A 22,551-nucleotide genomic window follows, 5' to 3' on the forward strand; every position below is an offset into this window, starting at 1 on the left:
GTTACCTGCCCCCGGATGCCTTCTTCCCCACTTGATCGCATGCTGCCATCCCCTGACTTCCACTGGCTCGGCACCGGTCGCGATTACCGCGCGACCTGGGCGGCGATGCGTCGCTTCACCGCGGGTCGCGGGCCGGACACGCCCGATGCCTTCTGGGCGCTGACCCATCCGCCGGTGTTCACTCAGGGGCTGGCGGGCAAGCCCGAACATCTGTTGGCACGTGGTCATGTCCCGGTGGTGGCCACTGACCGGGGTGGGCAGGTGACCTACCACGGCCCGGGGCAGCTGCTGCTGTACACGCTGGTCGATCTGCGTCGCCTCGGGCTCGGCCCGCGTGACTGGGTAGAGCGGCTGGAGCAGGTGGTAATCGATTGGCTGGGCGAGCGCGGCGTGGCCGCGACGCGGCGAGAGGGTGCGCCGGGGGTGTATGTCGATGGTGCCAAGATCGCGGCGCTCGGCCTGAAAATCCGGCAGGGGCGCTGTTATCATGGCCTGTCGTTCAACATCGACATGGATCTTGAGCCCTTCGCACGCATTAACCCCTGTGGATACCAGGGGCTGGCCGTGACGGATGCCTGCCGTGTCGTCCCGGGCCTCGAGGCCGATCTTCCCGGTATTGCCCGTGCTCTCGTCGATCGGCTGGGCCGGTATCCGGCCGCCACGGACAAATCGCCCGACCCTCTCGAGCCCGATTCCATGGGGAAGAACACAGCATGAGCCAGTCTCCCGACAACCCGTTCGCCAAGACCGATGGCCCTACGCGGGCGATGCGTTCCTCCGACAAGGTCTCGCGCATCCCGGTCAAGATCGAGCCGAGCGAGCCGATGCGCAAGCCGAGCTGGATTCGCGCTCGCCCGCAGGGCGGCGCGGAGGTCCAGCGCCTCAAGCGCGTGGTGCGGGAGCAGGGGCTCAACACCGTCTGCGAGGAGGCCAATTGCCCCAATCTGGGCGAGTGCTTCAACAACGGCACGGCGACCTTCATGATCCTCGGCGACATCTGCACGCGCCGCTGCCCGTTCTGCGACGTCGCTCACGGCAAGCCGCGTCCGGTCGACCCCGAGGAGCCGGCGCGCCTGGCCGAAACGGTCCGAGCCATGGGTCTGAGGTATGTCGTGATCACCTCCGTCGATCGCGACGACCTGCGCGACGGTGGTGCCCAGCATTTCGCCGACGTCATCCGTGCGCTGCGCGAGGCCAACCCCGGCCTGATCGTCGAGATTCTCACGCCGGATTTCCGCGGTCGGGTGGAAAAGGCGATCGACATCCTCAGCGCCGAGCCGCCGGACGTCTTCAACCACAACCTGGAGACGGTTCCGGAGCTGTATCGCGCGGCCCGGCCGGGGGCGAGCTACCAAGGCTCGCTGGATCTTCTGGCCGAAATGAAGCGCCGCTGCCCGGAGGTGCCCACCAAGTCCGGCCTGATGCTGGGGCTGGGCGAGACCGACGACCAGCTGATGAACGAACTGCGCGACATGCGCGAGCACGGCGTCGACATGCTCACCCTGGGGCAGTACCTGCAACCTTCCATGCACCACTTGCCGGTCAAGCGTTTCGTCTCGCCCGAGCACTTCGCCGAGCTGGGGCGTCAGGCCGAGGAGTTAGGGTTCACGCATGTGGCCGCCGGCCCGATGGTCCGGTCGTCCTACCATGCCGACCAGGGCGGCTTCGACGTACTCTCCCAGGCGCGTCAGCCTGCCTGATCGCCAAACACGCCGCCAAAAACGAAAGCGGCCCGCCAAGCCGGTCACGATGACCGGTCTGGCGGGCCGCTGTGCTTTCACCAAGAGGCAGAGGGTCAGGGGTTGTCCTTGACCGTGATCCAGAAGGGGAAGTCGCCCCCCGTCCGCGCGTTCTTGACCACCTTCATTGACTCCGTGTCGATGATCGCTACTTCGCGGTCACCGGTCAGCGAGACGTACAGCTGCTTGCCGTCGGCATCGGCGCGGATGCCGTGCGGTGCCTTGCCGACTGGCAGTTCGGTCACCTTCTCGAGTCGTTGCTGGTCGAGAATCGTGACAGTGTCACTGCCAATGGCGGTGGTTGCGACGTACTTACCGCCGGGGATCACGTCGATGCCGCCGTGGCTCGAGCCAACCTCGAACGTTTCGAGGACCGACCCACGTTCCAGATCGAGTACGGCCACCTTGCCGGTGAAATCGCGCACCCACAGCCGGCTGCCATCATCGGAAAGGTCAAGGTTGTGCGGCTGGGACATGCCTTGGATCGGGATCTTGCGGACTCGTACCAGCCGTTCCATGTCGACGACGGCAATGCCCCCTTCGCCCTGAAGGGTGACGTAGGCCGTTTTCCCGTCGGCCGTGAACCGCGCATTGTGCGGCGTCTTGCCAACCGGGATTTCCTTGATCACGGCTTGATCGTTCAGGTCGATGACGGCGGCTACGCCTTTTTTCGGCTCGATGGCCAGAGCCAGCTTTCCGTCGGGCGAGACCTTGACGCCCTGGGCCTTGTCACCGATGTCGAACGTCGCCTCCGTCTTGCCGGTCATCGCGTCGACCTGAAAGACCTGGCCGGTATCGATGCTCGTGACCAGCAGCTCTTGGCCGTCGGGGGCGATCGAGGCGTAGTGGGCCTTCTTGAGGTCGGACGTGATTCGCCCGGATTTGAGCTGCTCGACTGCGTCGCTGCTCTGCAGGGTCACGTAGGTGGATGCGCCGGTGAAGGCAGAGGCGCCGGCCTGGACGGTGATCGGGATGCAGAGCGCCGCGACGGCAAGCGGGAGCAGTCCCTTTGTTCGTTGAAGGTTGTGTTCGCGAGTCATCAGCAAACCTCCTGTTGGCTTGTGGTTGGTGTCAGCCCGTGGTGCCGTTTGCATTGCGCGGCACGCAAGGTAGGTGGACAAACCCTAGCAGGGGGCGTTCGGCGGTGGTTGGCCCGTCAAAGCTCAATCTTCTGGGGCGTGCCAAAGGCGGGCTCAAGCTGATGCATTTACCTGAGCGGTGGTGACGAAGGGGCGTGAGTTGATGTCCCATGAATGGCTGGGGTGTGAGGGGCGTGGGACCGCCCCATTGCCAGCTCTGTTGTTGCGTTGTCGTTTTTGCCGGGAGGCGCCGCGGTGCGCTTTCTCCGGGGGTGTTGCGCCCGAATGTTGCAAAAAAGACACAGTCCTGAGCGCTTTTTGCCCAAAATTGTCGAGATAGGGTTGTCGCCTCGACGTGCTTGGCTAGGATGACCCCATCCCTGAAGGAGGAGTCCTCTGCGGGGAAACCTAGAAATCTCACAACACATTGGAGATGGAATGATGAAAAAGAACATCATCGCAATGGCAGTAGCTGCCGCTGTTGCCGCTCCGGCAGCAGCAATGGCCGACACCACCCTGTACGGCAAGATCCACGCGTCCTACGACTTCTGGGGCGGCGACAACGCTGACGACCAGGACTACAGCCTGGCCTCCAACTCCTCCCGCATCGGCGTGAAGGGCAAGGAAGAGATCTCCGACAACCTGGCCCTGATCTACCAGTGGGAAACCGGTATCGATTTCGGTGGTAACGGAGACGGCATTGGTGACAAGACGCGTAACACCTTCGTCGGCTTCACCGGCGACTGGGGTACTGCGATCGCTGGTCGTCACGACACTCCGTTCAAGAAGGTCGGCCGCAAGTACGATCTGTTCGGCGACACCGTTGGTGACTCCCGCGCCATCATTCGTACCAAGAACGATTCGATTCGCGTGGACACCAATGGTGACGGTGTGCTGGAGACTTACGACTCCGTCGACGACTGGGATCGTCGCACCAACAACACTGTTGCCTACATGACGCCGGATCTGGGTGGCTTCAGCGCAGTGCTCGCGTACGTCTCTGATTGGGATAACGGCGACCAGATCAACAACGAAAAAGATGCGTACAGCATCAGTGCCGGTTACGAGATCGGTGGTTTCATGGTCGACGCAGCTTACGAAGTGCATAACACTGAAGAGTCTGCCGACCCTGCCATGACGGATGACAGCTCCGCTTACCGTGTTGGCGCCGGCTACAAGATCGGTGGTTTCAAGATCGTCGGCCTGTACCAGCAGATCAGCGACGTGAACTTCTACGACGGTGCTGACGTAGACGGTTACGGTGTTGGCGCGGCCTACGGCTTTGGCAACAGCACCATCAAGGCCCAGTACTACATGCACGACGACATTGACGGCACCGAGGACACCGATGCCGACATGTGGGCCGTTGGTTACGACTACAAGCTGAGCAAGCAGACCAAGATCTACGCGGTCTACGCTTCCATGCAAACCGGTGACAATATGGCCGATTCCATCGCTGCCGCTACTGGCCACGGCGAAGCTCCGAGCTTCGTGGGTTCCGACGGCACTACTGGTTTCGGTGCTGACTCCAACGCCTTCTCTGTTGGTGTGATCCACAAGTTCTAATCTCTCTCGAGATAAGGAACGGATTGAAAAAGGCGCCCTCGGGCGCCTTTTTTGTATGAAGCGCCTTCGGGCGCTTTTTTCGTTTTGGGCTCCATCGCCGGAATGGCAGGGCGCGTATTCCGGCGATGACAGGAAGGATTACTCCTGAGGTGAGCAGTCTGCCAGGGTGGTGGCCAGCGTCTGATAGCGCGGTTGCCAGCCTAACGCTCGCTGGATGGCGCGGGCGTTGATCCGTCGTGATTCGCTGAGAAATTCACGTGCCATGGGGGAGGCATGGGCAAGCACCGACTCCAGTGAGGTCTCGGGGGGCTGGGGCAGGCCAAAGTGGGATGCGATCTCTCCATAGATCACGTTGACCGGCGTGGGGTGGTTGTCGGAGACATTGAAGGTGCCGCTCACGGGGTGATGCATATCGAGGCGGTCGATCAGTTGGGCCAAGATGTCGGCAAGGTCGTCTGCATGGATGCGGTTTGACCACGGGGCATCCGGCCCGGCGGGCACCGGCGCGCCGCGCCGGATCTTCTCGACCGGCAGGCGATCGCAGGCATAGATGCCGGCCACCCGCAGTACCGTCAGCGGGATGTGGTGTTGATCGGCCTGCGCCTCGAAGCGCTGCTCGGCGTCCAGCCGCCGCCAGCCGCGGTCGTGTGCTGGTCTCGGTGGCGTGGATTCGTCGACCCAGCCCCCGCGATGATCGCCGTAGACGCCGGTGGTGCTGATGTAGATCATAGCCTCTGGCGTAGATGCCGCGCCACTCAGCCAGCGAGCAACCCGCGTGTCTTCCCGCCCCTTGCGTGCCGGAGGGGCGAGGTACACCCAGGTCGCTCCAGGCGCATCGGCCACGCTCGGCCGGATATCGGTATCGAGATCCAACGCCATGCCGACCCAGCGGCCCTTGTGCCCGGCCGGGCGCTCGGGCGCGTGGCGGGCGATAGCGACGATGTCACGATCGCTCAGCCGCTCGGCAAGGCGCCGGGCGATATCGCCGTAGCCGACCAGGACGATAGGGCGATCGAGTGGTTGCGCGCGCGTGGCGGTCATGCGGGACCTCTGTCGGGGCGTGTGGAAGCCGGGCGATAGAGCGTAGGGAATCGCGCTTCGGTTTGCACGCATGAGCAGACAGGGGCAACAAAAAGGCCCGCCTGAGGCGGGCCTGGTTGGTCCATTCGGCGCGGTGGTGTATCAGAGCCGGAAGCCGGCAATGCGGGATTGCAGTTCCTCGGCCAGTCGAGCCAGCTCCGCCGAGGCGGTCTTGGTCTGGGTGGCACCCTGGGCCGATTCTTCGCTGATCTGCGAGATGGTCTGCACGTTGCGGTTGATCTCCTCGGCCACCGCGCTCTGCTGCTCGGCCGCGCTGGCGATCTGGAAGTTGAGGTCGTTGATGCCACTTACGCCGTGGGCGATCTCGCCGAGGGCGGCCTCGGTTTCCGACATGGCCTGCGTGCTGTGATCGACCTGATCGTGGGCGCGCTGCATGGCGGCCACGGCGGCCGAGGAGCGCGACTGCAGACGGTCGATCATGCCGTGAATCTCTTCGGTGGACCCTTGAGTGCGCGAGGCCAGCGCGCGGACTTCCTCAGCGACCACGGCGAAACCGCGGCCGTGCTCGCCGGCGCGTGCCGCTTCGATTGCCGCATTCAGTGCCAGCAGGTTGGTCTGGTCGGCAATCGCGCCGATCACGTCCAGTACCTTGCCGATCTCCTCGGACTCGGCCTTGAGCGAGTCGATGGTCTCTGAGGACTGGCGGATCTCGTCGGAAAGAATGCCGACCGCGGTAACCGCGTTGCCGAGGATCGCCTGGCCGTGCTTGGCCGAATCGTTGGAGGACTGCGCACCCTGCGAGGCATCCGAGGCGTTCCGCGCCACGTCCTCGACGGTGGCTGTCATCTCGTTCATGGCCGCGGCGACCTGCTCGATCTCCTGCATCTGCTTGGCGACGCCGCGATCGGTCTGCTCGGAGACCGCCGAGGTCTCCTCGGCGGCCGAGGCGAGCTGCTGTGATGCGTTGCCGATGTGGCGCAGTGTGCCGCGAAGCGACTCGCGCGCGGTGTTCATATGCTCGATGATCTCGGCGATCTCGTCGCGGCTGTTCACCTCGACCGTCTCGCTGAAGTTGCCCTCGGCGAGATTGGTGGCGAAACGATCGGCAGCCCTCAGGCCGCTGGCCACGCTACGGATGATCCATCCGGCGATGATGACGATGATCAGCACGTTGGCCACCGTGATCAGGGACGAGATCCACACGTCCATTTCCACCCGCTCGGCGGTGTTGGCCAGTTCGTTTTCCATGTTGCCGCGAAGGATGCCCTCGTAGCGATCGGCGGCCTGCTCGAAGTTCGGGAGCACCTCGGAGAGGGTCAGGATCAGGAGCGCCTGGGCGCCGACATAGTTGCCCTGTTCGAGCTTCTCCAGCAGGGGCTTGAATGCGACGTTGATCAGCTTGTCCTGCGTGGCGAACAGCTCCTGCTGGGCCTTGTTCGACTTCTCGCGACGATGGGTGACGGCGGCGATCTTGGTGTTCACCGCATCGAGCGTGGCGAGCTTCTCCTCGATCACGGCCAGGTGCTGCTGGATCTCGTGGTTGTGCATCGCGGCAGTGCGACCGTTCGGGTCGTGTTGCAGTGCGAGCAGCGACTGGGTAGTCATCTGGTTGATCAGCTGCACCGACTCGCCCACGTACTGGATCGGCATGATGCGCAGCTTGTGGTTCTTTTCCGCCAGTTCCTGGCCCTTGAGCTCGGCGAAGATGCCGAAGGCGCTGGTCCCGATGGTGGCGAGACCCGCGAGGATCATGAGGAGGAAGAGTTTCGCCTTGATCGTCATGGTGGTCTGGTGCTCCTGCAATCGTTCTATTTGGTCGTCGCGCCGCAGGGGTGGCGGTGCTGCTGGCCGGGTGGAGTGGTTACCCATTTATCGGTCGGGAGCGATCAGACTTTAGGACGATGGTGCTGCTTGCCGACGATTGTCAGGAGGGCATGAAAAAACCCCGCACCGGCCAGGCCGGACGGGGTTTCGATTGGGCAAGTGGCGCGGGCTTACTTGCCGCTGCTCTGCTCGATGGCCTGGAGCATCACCTTGGCCGGGCGGAAGCCGGCCACCGTCGCCCCGTTGGGCAGCACGGTGTAGGGCGTGCCACTCATGCCGAGCTGGCTCGAGAGCGCGATGTTCTTTTTGATCACGTCGTCGGCGCAGGCATTGGCGTCTACCGAATTGCCCTTCATGGCCTGTTCCAGGGCCTGCTTTGGCTTGTCGGCACACTGCACCTGGGATGAGAGCTTGAAGCCCTTCGATCCCGGTCCCTGGCGGGGGGTGAGAATGTAGGTCACTTCGACGCCCGCCTGTTGCAGCGCCGGCAGCTCGTTGTGGAGCTTGTCGCAGAAGGGGCACGTCGGGTCGGTCAGGATCGTGATCGCGTGCTTCTTCTCGCCGTCGGCCGGGTAGACGAGCTTGCGATCGGAGGAAACATCTTTCAGCGTCGCCAGGCGCTGCTCGTCCAGTTTTCCTTGGGTGAGATTCTGTCGATTGGCCACGTCGATCAGGTCACCGGCGAGCAGGTACTTGCCATCGGCAGTCACGTACGCGATCTGGCCGTTGGAGACAAGTTCGTACAGACCGTCGGCCGGCGTCTCCCGGATCGCGTCGATCGGTATCCCCGGCATGTGCTTCTTGAGGCTTTCGGTGATCGTCTCTTTGTCGGAGGCCAGGGTCGAGGTCGCCGGCAGGGCCAGGGCGAGCCCCAGCATGGCCAGGCGCAGGCGGGAATTGAACTGGGAACGGGAAGGGTTTCGCATCGGGTCGTGAACCTGAATTTGCATGTGGGTTTTACGGGCGGTCATCGGCAAACACGTTTGAGTTGCGCAGGATGGCGTGGGTTCCATTGTGGCATCAAGCGGCGCGTTGTTGTCAGGACCCTGCCAGCGGCTTATCCCCGCGGGTGGTGTTCCGCGTGGAGCGCCTTGAGTCGGGCGGTCGCCACGTGCGTATAGATCTGGGTGGTCGACAGGTCGGCATGGCCGAGGAGCATCTGCAGGGCGCGCAGGTCGGCGCCGTGGTTCAGCAGGTGGGTGGCAAAGGCATGCCGCAGTGTGTGCGGCGAGGGCAGGCGCGCCAGACCGGCCTGGCGCGCGTGGTGCTTGATGCGGTACCAGAATGCCTGCCGGGTCAGCGCCGCCGCCCGGTCGGTGACGAATACTGCCGCGACCTGTCGCTCGCCCAACAGGGCCGGCCGGGCTTCCTGCAGGTACCGCTTCAGCCAGTCGATCGCCTCGTCGCCAATCGGTACCAGCCGTTCCCGTCCGCCCTTGCCCACGATGCGGGCCAGGCCGTGGGCGAGATGGATCTCGTTGAGCGTCAGCCCGACCAGCTCGGAGACGCGCAGCCCGGTGGCATAGAGGGTCTCGAACATGGCGCGGTCGCGCAGCCCCAGCGGCGTTTCGGTGTCCGGTGCGTTGAGCAGGGCCTCGACGTCCGCCTCGCTCATGTCGGAAGGGAGGGCGCGGGGCAGCCTCGGTGCCGGCAGGTCGCGAGCCGGATTTGGCTGGATCAGACCCTCGCGGCTTGCCCAGGCATAGAAACGCCGCAGGGCGGATCGCATGCGTCCGACCGAACGGGGGGCGGCGCCTTCGGTGAGGCGCTCGCCCAGCAGACGGTGGAGGGTCTCGCCATCGGCGTGAGCCAGCGCGGCACTTTCGTCGATTGATTTGGCATTGGAGAGCCGCCGTGCGGCCAGTTCGAGGTCACGCCGGTACGCGGCGCGGCTGTTGGCCGCCAGGTTTTCCTCAAGCCACAAGGCCTCGACGAAGGCCGTGATCAGTTCGTCGTCCTGCATCTCGATTCCGTCGAGCGGCGCGCCGCGTTGAAACAGCGGTCATTATGTCGCGCCAGGGGTGATCCGTCACCCGGGCAGGCGCGAGCCGCGGAAGCGCCTGATATACCGTTGGATAAGTCGTAATTCCCCAACTTTTCACAGCGGTTTTCCACGATTTTATCCACAGGATTCGATTCTCGGTCAGCCGGTTAACACGCCGAGGCGCCGGCTGCCAAGCCGGTTCGCGTGCCGAGCAGAACTCTAGCGGAGATGCGAGTTAACTTATTGATAAGTATAACTATATACGGTGGAGCCCTGACGCTGTCATCAGGTGGTCAAAAAATCCGCAATTCGTGCAAACCCCTGATGCAGCTTCATCGAACGGCATTGTTGGCGGGTTTTCCACGAAGTTTTCCACAGAATCTGTGCATAAGTGAAAAGACGATCTCGGCAAACCCTTTGTGACCAATCGCTTAGCGCATATATTTGCGGCGTCATTCAGCATTGTCGCGCTAAATGGGTCAGGTGGGTCCGCTCGGCGGCTCCCAGCCGCGCAGCGAATTTTGCTAATCTTGCGCGGTGTAATCTGCCGCGGGAAAAGCCCGGGCGGCGTCCGGCATGTCGGGCGCAATGAAACCGATAACGAATACCGATGGAGTCTTTATGGATAACCTCGAGTCCATTCTGAGCGAGAATCGCGTCTTCTCGCCGTCGCCGGAGTTTTCCGATCGGGCGAGAATCGGGTCGCGCGCGGCCTATGACGCGTTAGTCGCGGAGGCCGAGAAAGATTTCGAGGGCTTCTGGGCACGCCTCGCGCGCGAGTTCGTCACCTGGGATACGCCATTCACCCAGACGCTGGACGAATCGAACGCGCCGTTCTTCAAGTGGTTCGCCGACGGCAAGCTCAACGTCTCGGTCAACTGCATCGATCGTCACCTGCCGGAAAAGGCGGACAAGACGGCCATCATCGGCGAGGCTGACGATGGCACCGTCACCAACATTACCTACCAGGACCTGCATGACCGGGTCGCGAAGTTCGCCAATGGCCTGAAGGCCCAGGGCATCGGCAAGGGAGATCGCGTCATCATCTACCTGCCGATGATCCCGGAGGCGACGGTGGCCATGCTGGCCTGCGCCCGGATCGGCGCGATCCACTCGGTGGTCTTCGGTGGCTTCTCCGCCGAAGCGCTGCGCGATCGGATCAACGACACCGATGCCAAGATGGTGATCACCGCCGACGGCAACATGCGCGGCGGTAAGAAGGTGACGCTCAAAGCGCAGGTCGAGAAGGCGCTTGCGCACGGCTGCCCGTCGGTCGAGAGCGTGATCATGCTCGAGCACATCGGTGGCGTCGGCACCGACGGTTCGACCGGCGTGAAGGAGCTGACCTGGGCCGAGGCCATCGACGGCCAGCCGGCCGAGTGCGAGCCGGAAATGGTCGAGGCCGAGCACCCGCTGTTCATCCTCTACACCTCCGGGTCGACCGGTAAGCCCAAGGGCATCGTGCACTCTTCGGGCGGTTACCTGGTCAACGCGGTAATGACCTGTTCCTGGGTCTTCGACCTCAATGACGATGACGTCTACTGGTGCACCGCGGACGTGGGCTGGATCACCGGCCACACCTACGTCACCTACGGCCCGCTCGCGCTGGGCGTTACCCAGGTGGTCTTCGAGGGCGTGCCGACCTACCCGGACGGCGGTCGCTTCTGGGACATGGTCGAGCGCCACAAGGTCAGCGTGTTCTACACCGCGCCGACCGCGATCCGTGCCCTGATGAAGCTCGGCGACGAGGTGCCGGGCAAGTACGATCTGTCCAGCCTGCGCCTGCTGGGTACCGTGGGCGAGCCGATCAACCCCGAGGCCTGGGTCTGGTACCACCAGGTGATCGGCGGCGGCCGTTGCCCGATCACCGACACCTGGTGGCAGACCGAGACCGGCGCGCACATGATCGCCCCGATCCCGGGCGCGATCGATCTGGTGCCGGGTTCCTGCACCCTGCCGCTGCCGGGCGTGATGGCCGACGTGGTCGACGACCACGGCCACTCCGTACCGACCGAGAGCGGCGGCAACCTGGTGATCAAGAAGCCGTGGCCGTCGATGCTGCGCACCATCTGGGGCGACGATGAGCGCTTCCAGCGCACCTACTTCCCGGACAACCTGCCGGGCTACTACCTGGCCGGCGACTCCGCGCGTCGTGACCAGGACGGCTACATCTGGATCATGGGTCGCATCGACGACGTCATCAACGTCTCCGGCCACCGTCTGGGCACCATGGAAGTCGAGTCGGCACTGGTCGCCCATCCGGAAGTAGCCGAGGCCGCCGTGGTCGGTCGTCCGCACGACGTGAAGGGCGAGTCGATCGTTGCCTTCGTCGTGGTCAAGGGCGACCGCCCCGAGGGCGAGGCTGCCGAGGCGATGGTCAAGACCCTGCGCAACTGGGTCGCCGAGCAGATCGGGCCGATCGCCAAGCCGGACGACATCCGCTTCGGCGACAACCTGCCCAAGACCCGCTCGGGCAAGATCATGCGCCGGCTGCTGCGCGGCATCGCCAAGGGCGAGCCGCCGGAAGGCGATACCTCCACGCTGGAAAACCCGGCGATCCTCGATCAGCTGATGGGCAACGACTGACTCGTCGCCCACCGTTGAGCACAGAGACCCCGCGGCCTCCGGTCGCGGGGTTTTTTATTGCCGGGAGGACTTCGTTCGGTTCTGATATCTTCAGGTTGGCTTCTTCGGGCTTTCGGCCCAGATGGGGGCAGGGAGGGATCGAATGACAAGGAAAGATGAGCGGGCATACCGTCGCGTGCGGGTCTGGGACCTGCCGATCCGCGTGTTCCACTGGGCGCTGGTGCTGCTGATCTTCGGCTCCTGGCTCACCGGTGCGGTGCTCGACGACTACGTCGATTGGCATATGTATATCGGGGTTACGATCGGCGGACTGGTGCTGTTCCGGCTCATGTGGGGGGTGTGGGGCAGCGATACGGCGCGCTTCACGCAGTTCATCCGCGGGCCGGGCGGTATCTTCGACTACCTGCGCGGTCGCGGAGCGCTCGAGGGTCTGCGCCTCGGACACAACCCGCTCGGGGCGTTGTCTGTGGTGGCCATGCTGGGGTTGCTGTGCATACAGGTCGGTACCGGTCTGTTCGCGCACGATGACACCTTCAACGAGGGGCCATTCAACGAGCTCGTCAGCTCCGACACCGCCGACTGGCTGACGGCGATCCACAAGCAGAACTTCTACGTCCTGTTCGGATTCATCGTCCTGCACATCGGCGCGGTCTTCTTTCACGTGCTGGTCAAGCACCAGGACCTGTTGCGGGCGATGATCAGCGGTTGGATGCGCATCCCTGCCAATCTGCGCCTACACCGCGACTCGGTGCGTCTGCGCTTTGCCGGCTGGGTCGTCTTCGCCGTTACCGCGGCGATCGCCGGCGCCGTGGCCTGGTGGGTGGCCGGACGGATCGTGACGCTCTAGTTGGACGGATGGTCGTCAGCAAATAACGAAGCGCCCCGAGGGGCGCTTCGTTCGTTGTGACCGGTGCCTGTCGTCATGATCGACGCAGACCGGCGGCGAGCAGGCCGATCGCGGCGATCAGTTCGGCCCAGCCGAGCCAGGAGACGGCCGCCACGCCGCCGCGATCGATGGCCGCCGTCTGGGTGGCGAGGAACACCACCAGCAACAAGGCCCCGACCAACGTCAGGCGACCCTGCTGCCGGTCACGTCGGCTCTCCTCGCGCATGGCCTGCAGCTCCTGGCCCTGGCGGTCGAGCATCTCCGTATGCCGGTGCACCTGCGTCAGTGCCTGGATGGAAAGGCGGGGCAGCTCGGAGAGGTGCTGGTTGAGATAGGGCAGCTCGTCCTTCAGCCGCTCGACGAAGGCGCGCGGCCCGATCCGTTCGCGCATCCAGCGCTCGATGAACGGCTTGGCCGTCTCCCACAGATCGAGATCCGGATAGAGCTCCCGGCCCAGCCCTTCGATGGCCAGCAGCGTCTTCTGCAGCAATACCAGCTGCGGCTGGACCTCCATGTTGAACTGGCGTGCCACCTGGAACAGTCGCAGCAGGAAGTGGCCGAACGAGATCTCGCGCAGCGGCTTCTGGAAGATCGGCTCGCAGACCGTGCGGATGGCGGCCTCGAACTCGCCCACCCGCGTGGTGCGCGGTACCCAGCCGGACTCGACGTGAAGTTCGGCCACCCGGCGGTAGTCGCGGTTGAAGAAGGCGTGGAAGTTCTCGGCGAGATAGCGTTGATCCTCCGGCATCAGCGAGCCGACGATACCGAAATCCACCGCCATGTAGCGTGGCTGATCGGGGTCGGTCGCATCGACGAAGATGTTGCCCGGGTGCATGTCGGCGTGGAAGAAGTTGTGCTTGAACACCTGGGTGAAGAACACTTCCACGCCGCGTTCGGCCAAGCGCTTCATGTTGACGTTCGCCTGGCGCAGCAGGTCGGTTCGGGCGATCGGGATGCCGTGAATGCGCTCCTGGACCAGCACGTCGGTGCGGCACCAGTCCCAGTAGACCCCCGGGACGTAGAGCATCGGCGAGCCCTCGAATTGGCGCTTGAATTCGGCAGCATTGGCCGCCTCGCGCTGCAGATCGAGCTCGTTCATCAAGGTCTTGTCGAACTCGGATACCACCGCCACCGGGTGCAGGCGCGGCCCTTCCGACCAGTAGCGCTCGGCCAGACCCGCGACCGCGTAGAGGATCTCGAGATCGCTACGGATGCGCCGGTGAATGCCGGGGCGGGTGATCTTGACGATCACTTCCTGGCCGTCGTCGAGCGTGGCGGCATGCACCTGGGCGATGGAGGCCGAGGCCAGCGGTTCGGCCTCGAAATGGGCGAAGTGCTCGGTGACCGATGCGCCCAGCGCCGCCTCAATGCGCTGGCGGGCGAGCTGGGCCGGGAACGGGCGGACCCGATCCTGCAGCGCGGTCAGCGCCTCGGCGAGGTCCGGCGGCAGCAGGTCGCGCCGGGTGGAGAGCATCTGGCCGAACTTGACGAAGATCGGGCCAAGGTCCTCCAGGGCGGCGACCAGCCGCTCACCACGGGTACGACGGCGATTATCGGACAGCCAGTACCAGGGCGAGGCGAACTTGAGAAAGCGGATCGGGCGGAAGATCTTCAGCGCCAGCACGATCTCGTCGAGGCCGTGGCGCAGCAGCACGAACTGGATCACCACCAGTCGCCAGAGCAGTCGTGGTCGCATCACGCCTCCGTGGTTCCGGCAGTGGCTGTCCGGGTCTCGAGGCTTGCCAGGCGGCGCTCCAGCCGTTCGGTCGCCGAGCGGGTCGCGTCGACCGAGTCGAGAAAGGCCGGCAGGTCGAACTCGTCGGCCACCAACCGCGCTTCGTGCACCAGGTAGTCGTGCTGCTCAATCTGGCGGGTTTCGTGCCATTCGGTTGCGGTGCGCTGTACCTTGCGGGCCGCCTGTTCAACGATGCCGGCGGCGGATATGCCGATCCGTTCGGCCAGCCAGTCGGCCCAGTCGATATCCAGACCGCGCAGCGTGCGCAGAAATCGTGTCGCCTCGGTCTCGTCGCCTTCGATACGAAGATCGCCGGCGAACAGGGCGTCCATGTCGTGGCCGCGCTGCAAGGCGGTCAACAGGGCCGGGCCGCTGCTGTGAATCACCGCATCCGGGGTGAGGTCGTCGGCTGCCCGCCACATCAGGCCATCGGTGGTCGGCGTGAAGGTCAGCAGGGCGGCGGGGTGCTCGAGTTGCAGGCTGAAGACCATCCCGGCCTGACGCGCGAGGCGCTCCCGGGCGACGGGGTCGAGCCGGATCAGGCGGTTGAGGGCGGACTCGGCGGTGAATCGCAGGGCGGAGAGAAGCATGGGGTTGACGGTCGCATGGCCGGTTGAATTCCTAGAGCCAGTCGGTGAGGGCGATGCCCATGCCGATCCGGCTGACCGAGCGATTGTAGTCGATCAGGCTCTCTCCATAACCATTGAAGTACTGAACGTAGCCCTTGATCCGGTTCGAGAGCGGGAAACTGTAGCCGACCTCGATCGCCCCGCGGTTCTCGTCAAAGTCGAGATTGTTCCGCAGGGTGGCGGCGATCGTCTGACCGTTCCACTTGTAGGCCAGCTGTAGATCGCCGTGCCCCATGTAGTCGGTGATGTCCGGATTGTTGTCGTGCTCGTCGGGGTCGGGGATTCGATACCAGCCGCGCAGCCGGCCGGCGAAATGGCCGCGGCCGAAGGCGATACCGGTCGCCAGCCGATTCCAGCTGCGCGAGCGGTCGCCGCCCTGGCCGTTGGAGGTATGGATCACCGACAGACGGGCGCGGCGGAATGTCAGGCCGGCAAGCTTGAAGTTGGTGTCCACGTTCAGGCCCAGCTCGGGTTCGTAGTTCGTCTCGCGGAAAGGCGAGGAGGCGTCCTCGTCGGCACCGAGTGCGCTGCTGTTGTAGGTCTGCCAGAGCGAGAGCTGGGTATAGCCGAAGTAGAGCGAGGTGTTATCGCCCAGTGGGTCCTGAAACCAGTCGAACTGGAACGAGAGCTGGAACTTGGTCTCGGCGTGCTGAGGATCGAAGTCATACTCCGGCCGGGACAGGTCGGTCGGGGTATAGGTCAGCGGCATGATGTAGTTTGGCTTGTAGCCCCGGATGACGAACGGATTGCGCTCGCCCGACTTTTCCGAGCGGATTCGTTGTTCCAACGCAACAGGGTGCGCTGGCTCCTCCGCCTCGGACGCCTGATCGTCGGTTGCTGCTTTCGGGGCAGCAGACGCCTCTCCCTCGGCCTGCGCTTCCGCGTTTAGCGGGCGGGTAACGGCCTCACCCTGACCTTCGGCCGGTTCGTTCGTCACGCCTTGGGAGGCCACACGGTCGAAGCAGGCCAGGCGCTGCGCATCATCGTCCAGCATCGCGCACTCGGACCAGTCCGGTGCTGCGGCCTGCGACGTGCCGGCGAGCGTGGCGAACAGAAGGCCGGCCGGCAGGGCCAGACGGTGTGTTGCGGCGGTGGGGCGGAGTGCTTTCATGAGAGCCAAGTCGTTGATGGGTGGCGGTTGGTCGACCATGCTAGATGCTAGCGGTACAAGCACCGAATTGAGCGTTTCGGGCCGTTCCGGAAGACCGGTCAAGAGGGTCGGGAGTTCCCTCGTTGCTCCTTCCAGTCGAGGAAAATGTCATGGCCAAGGCAAAGAAGCACGCGCGCAAACTGGACGCCGGTTTTGCCGGCCAACCGGCCGGCGAGATGGCCGCCGCACTGATCCGGGCACAACAGAAAGCGTTTCGCGGCGCCTGGAAGCATTACCAGAAAGCCGGCGACGATGACCCGGATGCCCTGCATGATCTTCGGGTGGAGTTGCGCCGTCTGCGTGCCTGGTTGCGGTTGGCGCGCGACGTGGTCAAGACGCGCAAGTCCGCGCGTCGGCGGCTCAAGGTGTTGGGGCGGTCCACCAGCCCCATGCGCGATCGCGAGGTGATGCTCGAACTGTTGAAGGCAGTTGGCCAAACGCCCGATTGCACCGAGGTGGCCGAGCGCATTGCTTATTTGACCGACGAACACGAACCCCCTGCTCACGCGCCGCTGGTCTTCGATCTCAAGCCGGCCCTCAAGCCGCGTGCCCGATCGGGCACACCTCGGTTCTCCGACTGGTTCGGCGGGCAGTTGACCCTGATGACCGATCTCATTCGGCGCGATTTCGCCCAGGGGCGTGATGGTTTTCACGCCGCGCGGATCCAGGTCAAGCACCTGCGCTACTTGGTCGAGCCGATGGCCGAGCCCTTCGCCGAGGTGGCGCCGCTTCTCAAGGACCTCAAGGAGATCCAGGACCGGCTGGGCGATCTCCACGACCTGCTGGTGCTGCGGCAACGTCTGCCGACCTATGCCGGCTGGCTGGTTGCTGACGACCTGCCCGAGGCGTTGGTCCGCCCGGGCAAGCAGACCCGGGCCGTAACGCGGTCGTTTGCCGGGGTGCGTGATGCGGTGATCTGTCTGGCCGGCTGGCAGCACGAGGCGTTTGAATCCCAGTGGAATGACTGGGAAGCCCGGCGTTCCCAGCTCGCGAAGCGGGTGGTCGCCGCCTGTGACCGGCTGGCGGGATCGCTTGATTCCGCCGGTCGTGGCGGTAATTGACAACGCCGGGCAAAAGAACAAAAATGCGCGGTCCCGCGCCGGAGTAGCTCAGTTGGTAGAGCAGGGCATTCGTAATGCCAAGGTCGTAGGTTCGACTCCTATCTCCGGCACCAGTTTTCCTGCCTGGAATCAGGGGTGGATTCACCCAGCCCCTGCTTGTCGCTTCAAGTATCCCTCGGGCCCGCGCAAGGGTGGGCTCTAGTCGGTTTCTCTTGGCGCTCCCGATGTTTTTGTGAGCGACTCCGCTCCGGAGCATGATCGAGCAGACAAAGAGCATGCCCGAGTGGCGGAAACGCGTAGCTCCCATGGGCGCCTCACTAGAGCCTTTTCACAAAATACACGACCCCTGATCCGCCGAAGCGATTGAACAGCAGTCGTACGGGCCCCAGGTCGTTGCAAACTTCGAACCCCTGGCGCTGGTAGAACCGCTGAACGTGTGTCTCGCTGGACCAGGCATCGAGCGTGACCTGCCGGGCACCCTGCTCGCGCAAGTGGTCGATCGCCGCTTCGAGCAGGAGGCCGCCGAGCCCCTTCCCGCGGTACTCCGGTCGAATGATGAGCCGACTGACATAAGCGCCCTGCGCCGCCATCCAGCGCATGACAACCTCTGTCGCCAACCCGCGCGGCATGCTCTGAAACCAGCCGAATTCGCGCCGCATGCCTGACCAGGTCACACGCTGCGGCCCCTTGCCGTCGAGGTAGAACTGCAGGTAACCGACCAGCGCACCTTCGGCCCGCAGGAAGAGGATGCGCGAGTAGTCGACCGTCTCGGCGAAAATGCGGCGCTGGGTAACGGCCTCGCCGAGCAGCGGGCGGAAGACCGTCGGTCCCACCGCGGCCACCTGTCGTTCCTCGGCCGTGGGCGGGCGATCCCTGACCTGGTAGACCTCGGCTCGTGTCGCTTGAGCGTCCACTTGTCGGCTAACGGATCGCTCCGGGAGCTCGCTCAACGCCGCGCTCGTGTCGGCCATCATTGGTTGTCCTTCGCGGTAGTTGGTTGTCGTGACCGCCACCGTGACGACGGGCCATGATGGCCTCTCCCCGTGGTCGGGGTCGGGCCGGTTCAGTGCAGTGTCTCGCCCCTGTCCGGGTTCGCGACGCAACCCCCGGATGGATTCCACCGGGCCGTCGAGCGCCGAGCAGGAGCGGCGAAACAGGTTCGAGCAATGGCTGGTTAGTACCCCGGCCCCGGTCATGGTTCCCGTGAATTCAACACAGGGGCGCGGCGATACGTTCCGGCGCATCCCGACAAGGAATCGGGCATCCGGGTGCCTCAGTGCTGGCGAGGGGACACGGGTTTTTTGTGCCCGGTGCGGTAATGACCTAAACTGCGACGTCCAGAGCGCGGGCCGCCCCGACGGGCGTCGATGCGGAACTTCCCGCCCGTGCTCGGGTCTGATTCATCAGTGCCTGAACCTGGCGGCGTCATCGAGACGACTGCCGGGGACTTGAAATCTCGAGTGACGACCCAACACATGTAGCAAGCCGGGGGTGATACGGCTTCGACGTGGGTCACGAAACTCAAGGTGCATGCCGAGGTGTAGTTCCCTCGTAAAACCACTGCAAAACCAATAGTTGCCAACGACGACAACTACGCACTCGCAGCTTAAAACCCTGTAGGGTGCCGTCTGACCGGAGCCGTGCTTGTGCGTCCGGAACTCAGGCGTCGACTCTCACAAGCTCGCGGTGAAGCGCGTCCGGCGTGGATCCGTTAAATCAATATCCGGACTCGCCGAGTATCTTCCCTGCCTGTCGGGTAGTACTCGGTTAAAGCAATAGACAGGACAAGCATGTAGGACCGAGAGCGTAGGGCTTGCGGACGCGGGTTCGACTCCCGCCACCTCCACCAAATCTCTGAAACCAGCCTCCGGGCTGGTTTTTTTTGTGCCCGGTTGTCGACATGGCTACGGCCCCGTCGCGACAACGCTCCCCCCGCTGCTACGCTTGCATGCAGGCTCGCACGCGCGGCGGCCGTTTTCTTGCTGAAGGAGGGAGCGATCATGACGACGAACGGGGGTCTGCTGGCTGATGCGCTGGCGAATCTCAAGCCGCTGATGGACGACGAGCGCATCTCGGAGGATGCGCGCCGGCGACTGTCCCAGCCCAACCGGATGGTCGAGGTTGAGATTCCGTTGCGCATGGACGACGGTTCGCTGAAGGTTTTTACCGGCTGGCGGTCGCTCTACGACAACACCCGCGGGCCCGGCAAGGGCGGCATCCGTTTTCATCCTAGCGTCACCGGCGACGAGGTTGCGGCCCTCAGCTTCTGGATGGCCGTGAAATGCGCGGTGGTCGATCTGCCCTTCGGCGGCGCCAAGGGTGGCGTGTGCTGTGATCCCAAGCAACTGTCACGCCTGGAGCTCGAGCGGGTCTCGCGCGGCTACATCCGCGCGTTGATCGATGTGCTGGGTCCGGACCGCGATATCCCGGCCCCTGATGTCAACACCAACGAGACCATCATGGGCTGGATGGCCGACGAGTATCGCCAGGCCGCCGGGCGCCACCAGCGCGGCGTGATCACGGGCAAGCCGCCCGGTCATGGCGGGTCGCTCGGTCGCACGGCGGCCACGGGTCGCGGGGCGCTCCAGGTGCTCAATATCTGGGAGCGGCGGCACGGCCGCGGCGATCAGCGCCCGCGCGTGGCCGTGCAGGGGTTCGGCAACGCCGGCTTCCATTTCGCGCGCCTCGCCCACGATGCCGGCTACCGCGTGGTGGCCGTCGCCGATTCGCGCGGGGCGATCTATCGCGAGGAGGGGCTCGATCCGCTGTCCATCTGGGAGCGAAAGCGCGAGTCCATGGATCTGTCCGGCGGAGTGTACTGCGAGGATTCGGTCTGTGCCGAGGTGGAGGTCGACAAGTTCAGCAACGAGGAGCTGCTGGCGATGGATGTCGACGTGCTCGTGCTCGCCGCCCTGGAAAACGCGATCACCGAAAAGAACGTCGACTCGATCCGGGCGTCGACCATCCTCGAGATCGCCAACGGCCCGATCAACCACGCGGCGGACCGCAAGCTCTCGGCGCGGGGCGTGGACATCATCCCCGACGTGCTGGCAAACAGCGGCGGGGTGATCGTCAGCCACCTCGAGTGGGTGCAGAACCGCATGGGCGACTACTGGTCCGAGGAGGAGGTCGAGCGCCGTCTGGCCGAGCGCTTGGGCGAGCAGGCCGATCTGGTCTTCGAGCGGGCGGCAACCGAAAGCGAGACGCTGCGTTCGGCGGCCTACCGCCAGGGCATCGAGCGCATCGCCATGGCCATGGACGGGTTGGGCACCGAACGCTACTTCTGCGGCGATACCGGCCCCTGAGCCTGCTTAGAAATAGTGGCGCCAGCGGACGGTGAGGCTCGCCGGCACGTGGCCGAATTCCGAGCGCGGCCGGCCATCGTCGGCGAGCCCCCGCCCGGAGGCGAACAGCAGCGAGACCAGCAGGTCGGACTCGTTGCTCAGTGACCAGGTCAGGTTCAGCTGGTGCAGCAGTGACGACTGCCGATCTCCCTGGTCGGTCCGCAGCGGGCTGGCCAGCAGGGTGTAGCTGCCGCGCAGCAGCGGTGTCAGATCCTTTTCCGCTCCGACCCCGAGCACCTGCCGGCCAAGGTGAGGAACGAGGCCGGGAGTGACCCCGTCTGCGGCGGTGAGCCCCGGCAGGGTGTCGGTCTGCCCGGCTCCCGCCCCGTTGTCGTACCACTCGGCGATTAGGAGCGTACCGTCGTCGAGCTGATAGTCGACACCGGCGACCCAGAACAGGTAGTCGTCTCGATCCTCGCCCGCACCGTGCCGTGTCGCCTCCACACGCCAGCCCATCCCGCCGAGATCGCCCTCCAGACTCGCGCCGATGACGTTCGCCTCCCGGACCCGTCCGGCAAGCGTGGCGAGTGCCATGCCGTTGCCGAGCTGCCGTCGGTAGTGCAGCACGACGCTGTCTTCGGTCGATTCATCCTGCGGCGAGAGCACGTAGGCAAGCGTCAGCGCGGACAAGGGGCCGGGGTACCAGTCGAATACGGCCGCATCGATGCCGGGCTTGAAGTCGGTGTCGAGATCGGTAGGGGTGAAGGCGCCGAAGACGTTCAAGGGTTGCCAGAATCGCCCGGCACCCCAGTCGATCGGCTGGCGGCCGACCGAGAACGCCAGATCATCGTGCCGCCAGCGATAGACGGCGCGGTCGAGTTCGTAGCCGACCCGGGTGCCATCGTTGGGGTGGCCGCGGTCGATCCAGTCCTGCGACAGCGGCCGGTAGCGAAACCGGTCGGCGGTTGCCGTGGCATCGAGGGGCAGACCATTGCTGTGCAGGCGGCGGGTCTTCACGTGCAGCGACCAATCGCCGATCTCGGTGACGTCATCGAGCATCAGCCGCAGGCTCTGCTGGTCGGCATTCGGCCAGTCCTGATCGGCGGCGAGATCACCACTGTTCGGGTGGGCGATCGTGCCGAGCACGGCGGTGCGCGCGGTGAGATCGGCCGCTCCCGCCGGCGACAGGGAAAGCGCGAGAGCAAGTCCCGCGAATGGCCCGTGCAGGCTAAGCCAGGTCGGCCGGGTGCTCGGTTTCGATGCGTTCATCACTGACGATGCGTCCGTCTCGCAGCTTGATGATCCGTTCGGCACGCTCCATCACGCGCACGTCGTGGGTGGAGAACAGGAAGGTGGTGCCCTCCTCGTGGGAGAGGCGATGCATGATGTCGAGCAGGGCGGTGGCGTTCTCCGAGTCGAGGTTGGCGGTGGGTTCGTCGGCGAGTACCAGCCTTGGACCGGCCGCCAGGGCCCGGGCCACCGCCACTCGCTGCTGCTGGCCGCCGCTCAGGGCCGACGGACGGCGGCGCATCATCGTCTTCAGGCCGACCAGCTCGAGGTAGTGTTCGGCCCGCTCGCGCCGCTCGCCAGCCGGACGCCCCTGCAGCACCATCACCAGCTCGACGTTCTCTAGCGCGCTCAGGACCGGAACCAGGTTGTAGGCCTGGAAGACGAAGCCGAGCTCGAACAGGCGGAAGCCGGACAGCCGTGCCTCGGGCAGGGCGGTCATCTCGGTGTCGTGCAGCCACACCCGTCCCTCGCTGGGCGCATCCAGTCCGCCGATCACGTTGAGCAGGGTGGTCTTGCCCGACCCCGACGGTCCCACCAGTGCGGCGAATTCGCCCGCTTCGACGTCAAGGTCGATGTCGGCCAGCGCGTGGACCGTGGTCTCGCCCTGCCGGTAGCGCTTGGCGATGCCTTCGAGTTTCAGCAATGACATGAATCGATACTCCATTTGCTAACGGGTGCCTCGAAGAACCGTAGCGAG

The 22,551-nt window shown here is 64.6% G+C and carries 18 protein-coding genes, 1 tRNA gene and 1 other RNA gene; 9 read left to right on the top strand and 11 right to left on the bottom strand.

Annotated elements, in window-relative coordinates; translation table 11 throughout:
• Positions 1-39 precede the first annotated feature (39 nt).
• On the top strand, positions 40-717 hold the full coding sequence (gene lipB, locus LV476_RS09945) for a lipoyl(octanoyl) transferase LipB (RefSeq protein WP_250075717.1): 678 nt from the start codon (positions 40-42) through the stop codon (positions 715-717).
• Entirely contained in the window at positions 714-1,700 is a 987-nt protein-coding gene (gene lipA / locus LV476_RS09950) for a lipoyl synthase (RefSeq protein ID WP_250075720.1), read from the top strand. The genes lipB and lipA overlap by 4 nt, the downstream gene beginning before the upstream one ends.
• Positions 1,701-1,795: 95 nt before the next feature.
• Here lipA and LV476_RS09955 read toward each other — a convergent pair whose 3' ends face one another.
• Positions 1,796-2,779: a YncE family protein gene (locus LV476_RS09955; RefSeq protein WP_250075722.1), complete on the bottom strand. Its 984-nt coding sequence runs from the start codon at positions 2,777-2,779 to the stop codon at positions 1,796-1,798.
• Positions 2,780-3,259: 480 nt separating this feature from the next.
• Here LV476_RS09955 and LV476_RS09960 point away from each other — a divergent pair, with 480 nt between their 5' ends.
• Positions 3,260-4,384, top strand: a complete 1,125-nt coding sequence (locus tag LV476_RS09960; protein WP_250075723.1) for a porin — start codon at positions 3,260-3,262, stop codon at positions 4,382-4,384.
• A 138-nt stretch (positions 4,385-4,522) separates the two neighbouring features.
• Here the strand turns inward: LV476_RS09960 and LV476_RS09965 are convergent, their stop codons facing one another.
• The 4 genes from LV476_RS09965 to xerD all read right to left on the bottom strand — a co-directional run bounded on the left by LV476_RS09965 (position 4,523) and on the right by xerD (position 9,212).
• The gene (locus tag LV476_RS09965) at positions 4,523-5,425 is read right to left on the bottom strand and encodes an SDR family NAD(P)-dependent oxidoreductase (protein ID WP_250075725.1); all 903 of its coding nucleotides are present in this window, start codon (positions 5,423-5,425) and stop codon (positions 4,523-4,525) included.
• Positions 5,426-5,566: 141 nt separating this feature from the next.
• Entirely contained in the window at positions 5,567-7,207 is a 1,641-nt protein-coding gene (locus LV476_RS09970; RefSeq protein WP_250075728.1) for a methyl-accepting chemotaxis protein, read from the bottom strand.
• Between the two features lie 212 nt (positions 7,208-7,419).
• Complete coding sequence (locus LV476_RS09975; protein ID WP_250075730.1) at positions 7,420-8,175, bottom strand: DsbC family protein; 756 nt, start codon at positions 8,173-8,175, stop codon at positions 7,420-7,422.
• A gap of 131 nt (positions 8,176-8,306) precedes the next feature.
• On the bottom strand, positions 8,307-9,212 hold the full coding sequence (gene xerD / locus LV476_RS09980; protein ID WP_250075731.1) for a site-specific tyrosine recombinase XerD: 906 nt from the start codon (positions 9,210-9,212) through the stop codon (positions 8,307-8,309).
• A 642-nt stretch (positions 9,213-9,854) separates the two neighbouring features.
• On the opposite strand from xerD, the gene acs reads away from it, so the two are divergent.
• Together acs and LV476_RS09990 are read left to right on the top strand one after the other, a co-directional pair.
• Positions 9,855-11,819 (top strand): acetate--CoA ligase, encoded by a 1,965-nt coding sequence (acs, locus tag LV476_RS09985; RefSeq protein WP_250075733.1) that lies wholly within the window; start codon positions 9,855-9,857, stop codon positions 11,817-11,819.
• Between the two features lie 142 nt (positions 11,820-11,961).
• Positions 11,962-12,666 (top strand): cytochrome b/b6 domain-containing protein, encoded by a 705-nt coding sequence (locus LV476_RS09990; RefSeq protein WP_250075735.1) that lies wholly within the window; start codon positions 11,962-11,964, stop codon positions 12,664-12,666.
• 73 nt (positions 12,667-12,739) lie between these two features.
• Here LV476_RS09990 and ubiB read toward each other — a convergent pair whose 3' ends face one another.
• Genes ubiB through LV476_RS10005 form a run of 3 tightly spaced genes read right to left on the bottom strand, consistent with a single transcriptional unit; the run spans position 12,740 to position 16,180 of the window.
• Positions 12,740-14,401, bottom strand: a complete 1,662-nt coding sequence (gene ubiB, locus LV476_RS09995) for a ubiquinone biosynthesis regulatory protein kinase UbiB (RefSeq protein ID WP_250075737.1) — start codon at positions 14,399-14,401, stop codon at positions 12,740-12,742.
• On the bottom strand, positions 14,401-15,030 hold the full coding sequence (locus LV476_RS10000; protein ID WP_250075739.1) for a ubiquinone biosynthesis accessory factor UbiJ: 630 nt from the start codon (positions 15,028-15,030) through the stop codon (positions 14,401-14,403). The genes ubiB and LV476_RS10000 overlap by 1 nt, the downstream gene beginning before the upstream one ends.
• 31 nt (positions 15,031-15,061) lie before the next feature.
• Positions 15,062-16,180 carry a phospholipase A gene (locus LV476_RS10005; protein ID WP_250075741.1) on the bottom strand — a complete coding sequence of 373 codons (1,119 nt, stop codon included), beginning with the start codon at positions 16,178-16,180 and terminating at the stop codon, positions 15,062-15,064.
• 149 nt (positions 16,181-16,329) lie between these two features.
• Between LV476_RS10005 and LV476_RS10010 the strand changes: the two genes are divergently transcribed.
• Positions 16,330-17,280: a CHAD domain-containing protein gene (locus LV476_RS10010; protein ID WP_250075743.1), complete on the top strand. Its 951-nt coding sequence runs from the start codon at positions 16,330-16,332 to the stop codon at positions 17,278-17,280.
• A 37-nt stretch (positions 17,281-17,317) separates the two neighbouring features.
• A tRNA-Thr gene (locus LV476_RS10015) sits at positions 17,318-17,393 on the top strand.
• Between the two features lie 204 nt (positions 17,394-17,597).
• Here LV476_RS10015 and LV476_RS10020 read toward each other — a convergent pair.
• Positions 17,598-18,254 (bottom strand): GNAT family N-acetyltransferase, encoded by a 657-nt coding sequence (locus LV476_RS10020; protein ID WP_250075745.1) that lies wholly within the window; start codon positions 18,252-18,254, stop codon positions 17,598-17,600.
• 513 nt (positions 18,255-18,767) lie between these two features.
• On the opposite strand from LV476_RS10020, the gene ssrA reads away from it, so the two are divergent.
• Both ssrA and LV476_RS10030 read left to right on the top strand, forming a co-directional pair.
• Positions 18,768-19,129: a transfer-messenger RNA gene (ssrA, locus tag LV476_RS10025) on the top strand.
• 151 nt (positions 19,130-19,280) lie between these two features.
• A complete protein-coding gene (locus LV476_RS10030; RefSeq protein ID WP_250075746.1) occupies positions 19,281-20,585 on the top strand; it encodes a Glu/Leu/Phe/Val family dehydrogenase in 1,305 nt (434 codons plus the stop codon).
• A gap of 6 nt (positions 20,586-20,591) precedes the next feature.
• On the opposite strand, the gene LV476_RS10035 is transcribed toward LV476_RS10030, so the two are convergent.
• Together LV476_RS10035 and LV476_RS10040 are read right to left on the bottom strand one after the other, a co-directional pair.
• Positions 20,592-21,833: a hypothetical protein gene (locus LV476_RS10035; RefSeq protein WP_250075748.1), complete on the bottom strand. Its 1,242-nt coding sequence runs from the start codon at positions 21,831-21,833 to the stop codon at positions 20,592-20,594.
• Positions 21,793-22,503: an ABC transporter ATP-binding protein gene (locus LV476_RS10040; protein WP_250075750.1), complete on the bottom strand. Its 711-nt coding sequence runs from the start codon at positions 22,501-22,503 to the stop codon at positions 21,793-21,795. Before LV476_RS10040 ends, LV476_RS10035 begins: the two co-directional genes overlap by 41 nt.
• Positions 22,504-22,551 lie beyond the last annotated feature (48 nt).

It is taken from the genome of Guyparkeria hydrothermalis (assembly GCF_023555385.1).
GTDB lineage: Bacteria > Pseudomonadota > Gammaproteobacteria > Halothiobacillales > Halothiobacillaceae > Guyparkeria > Guyparkeria hydrothermalis_A.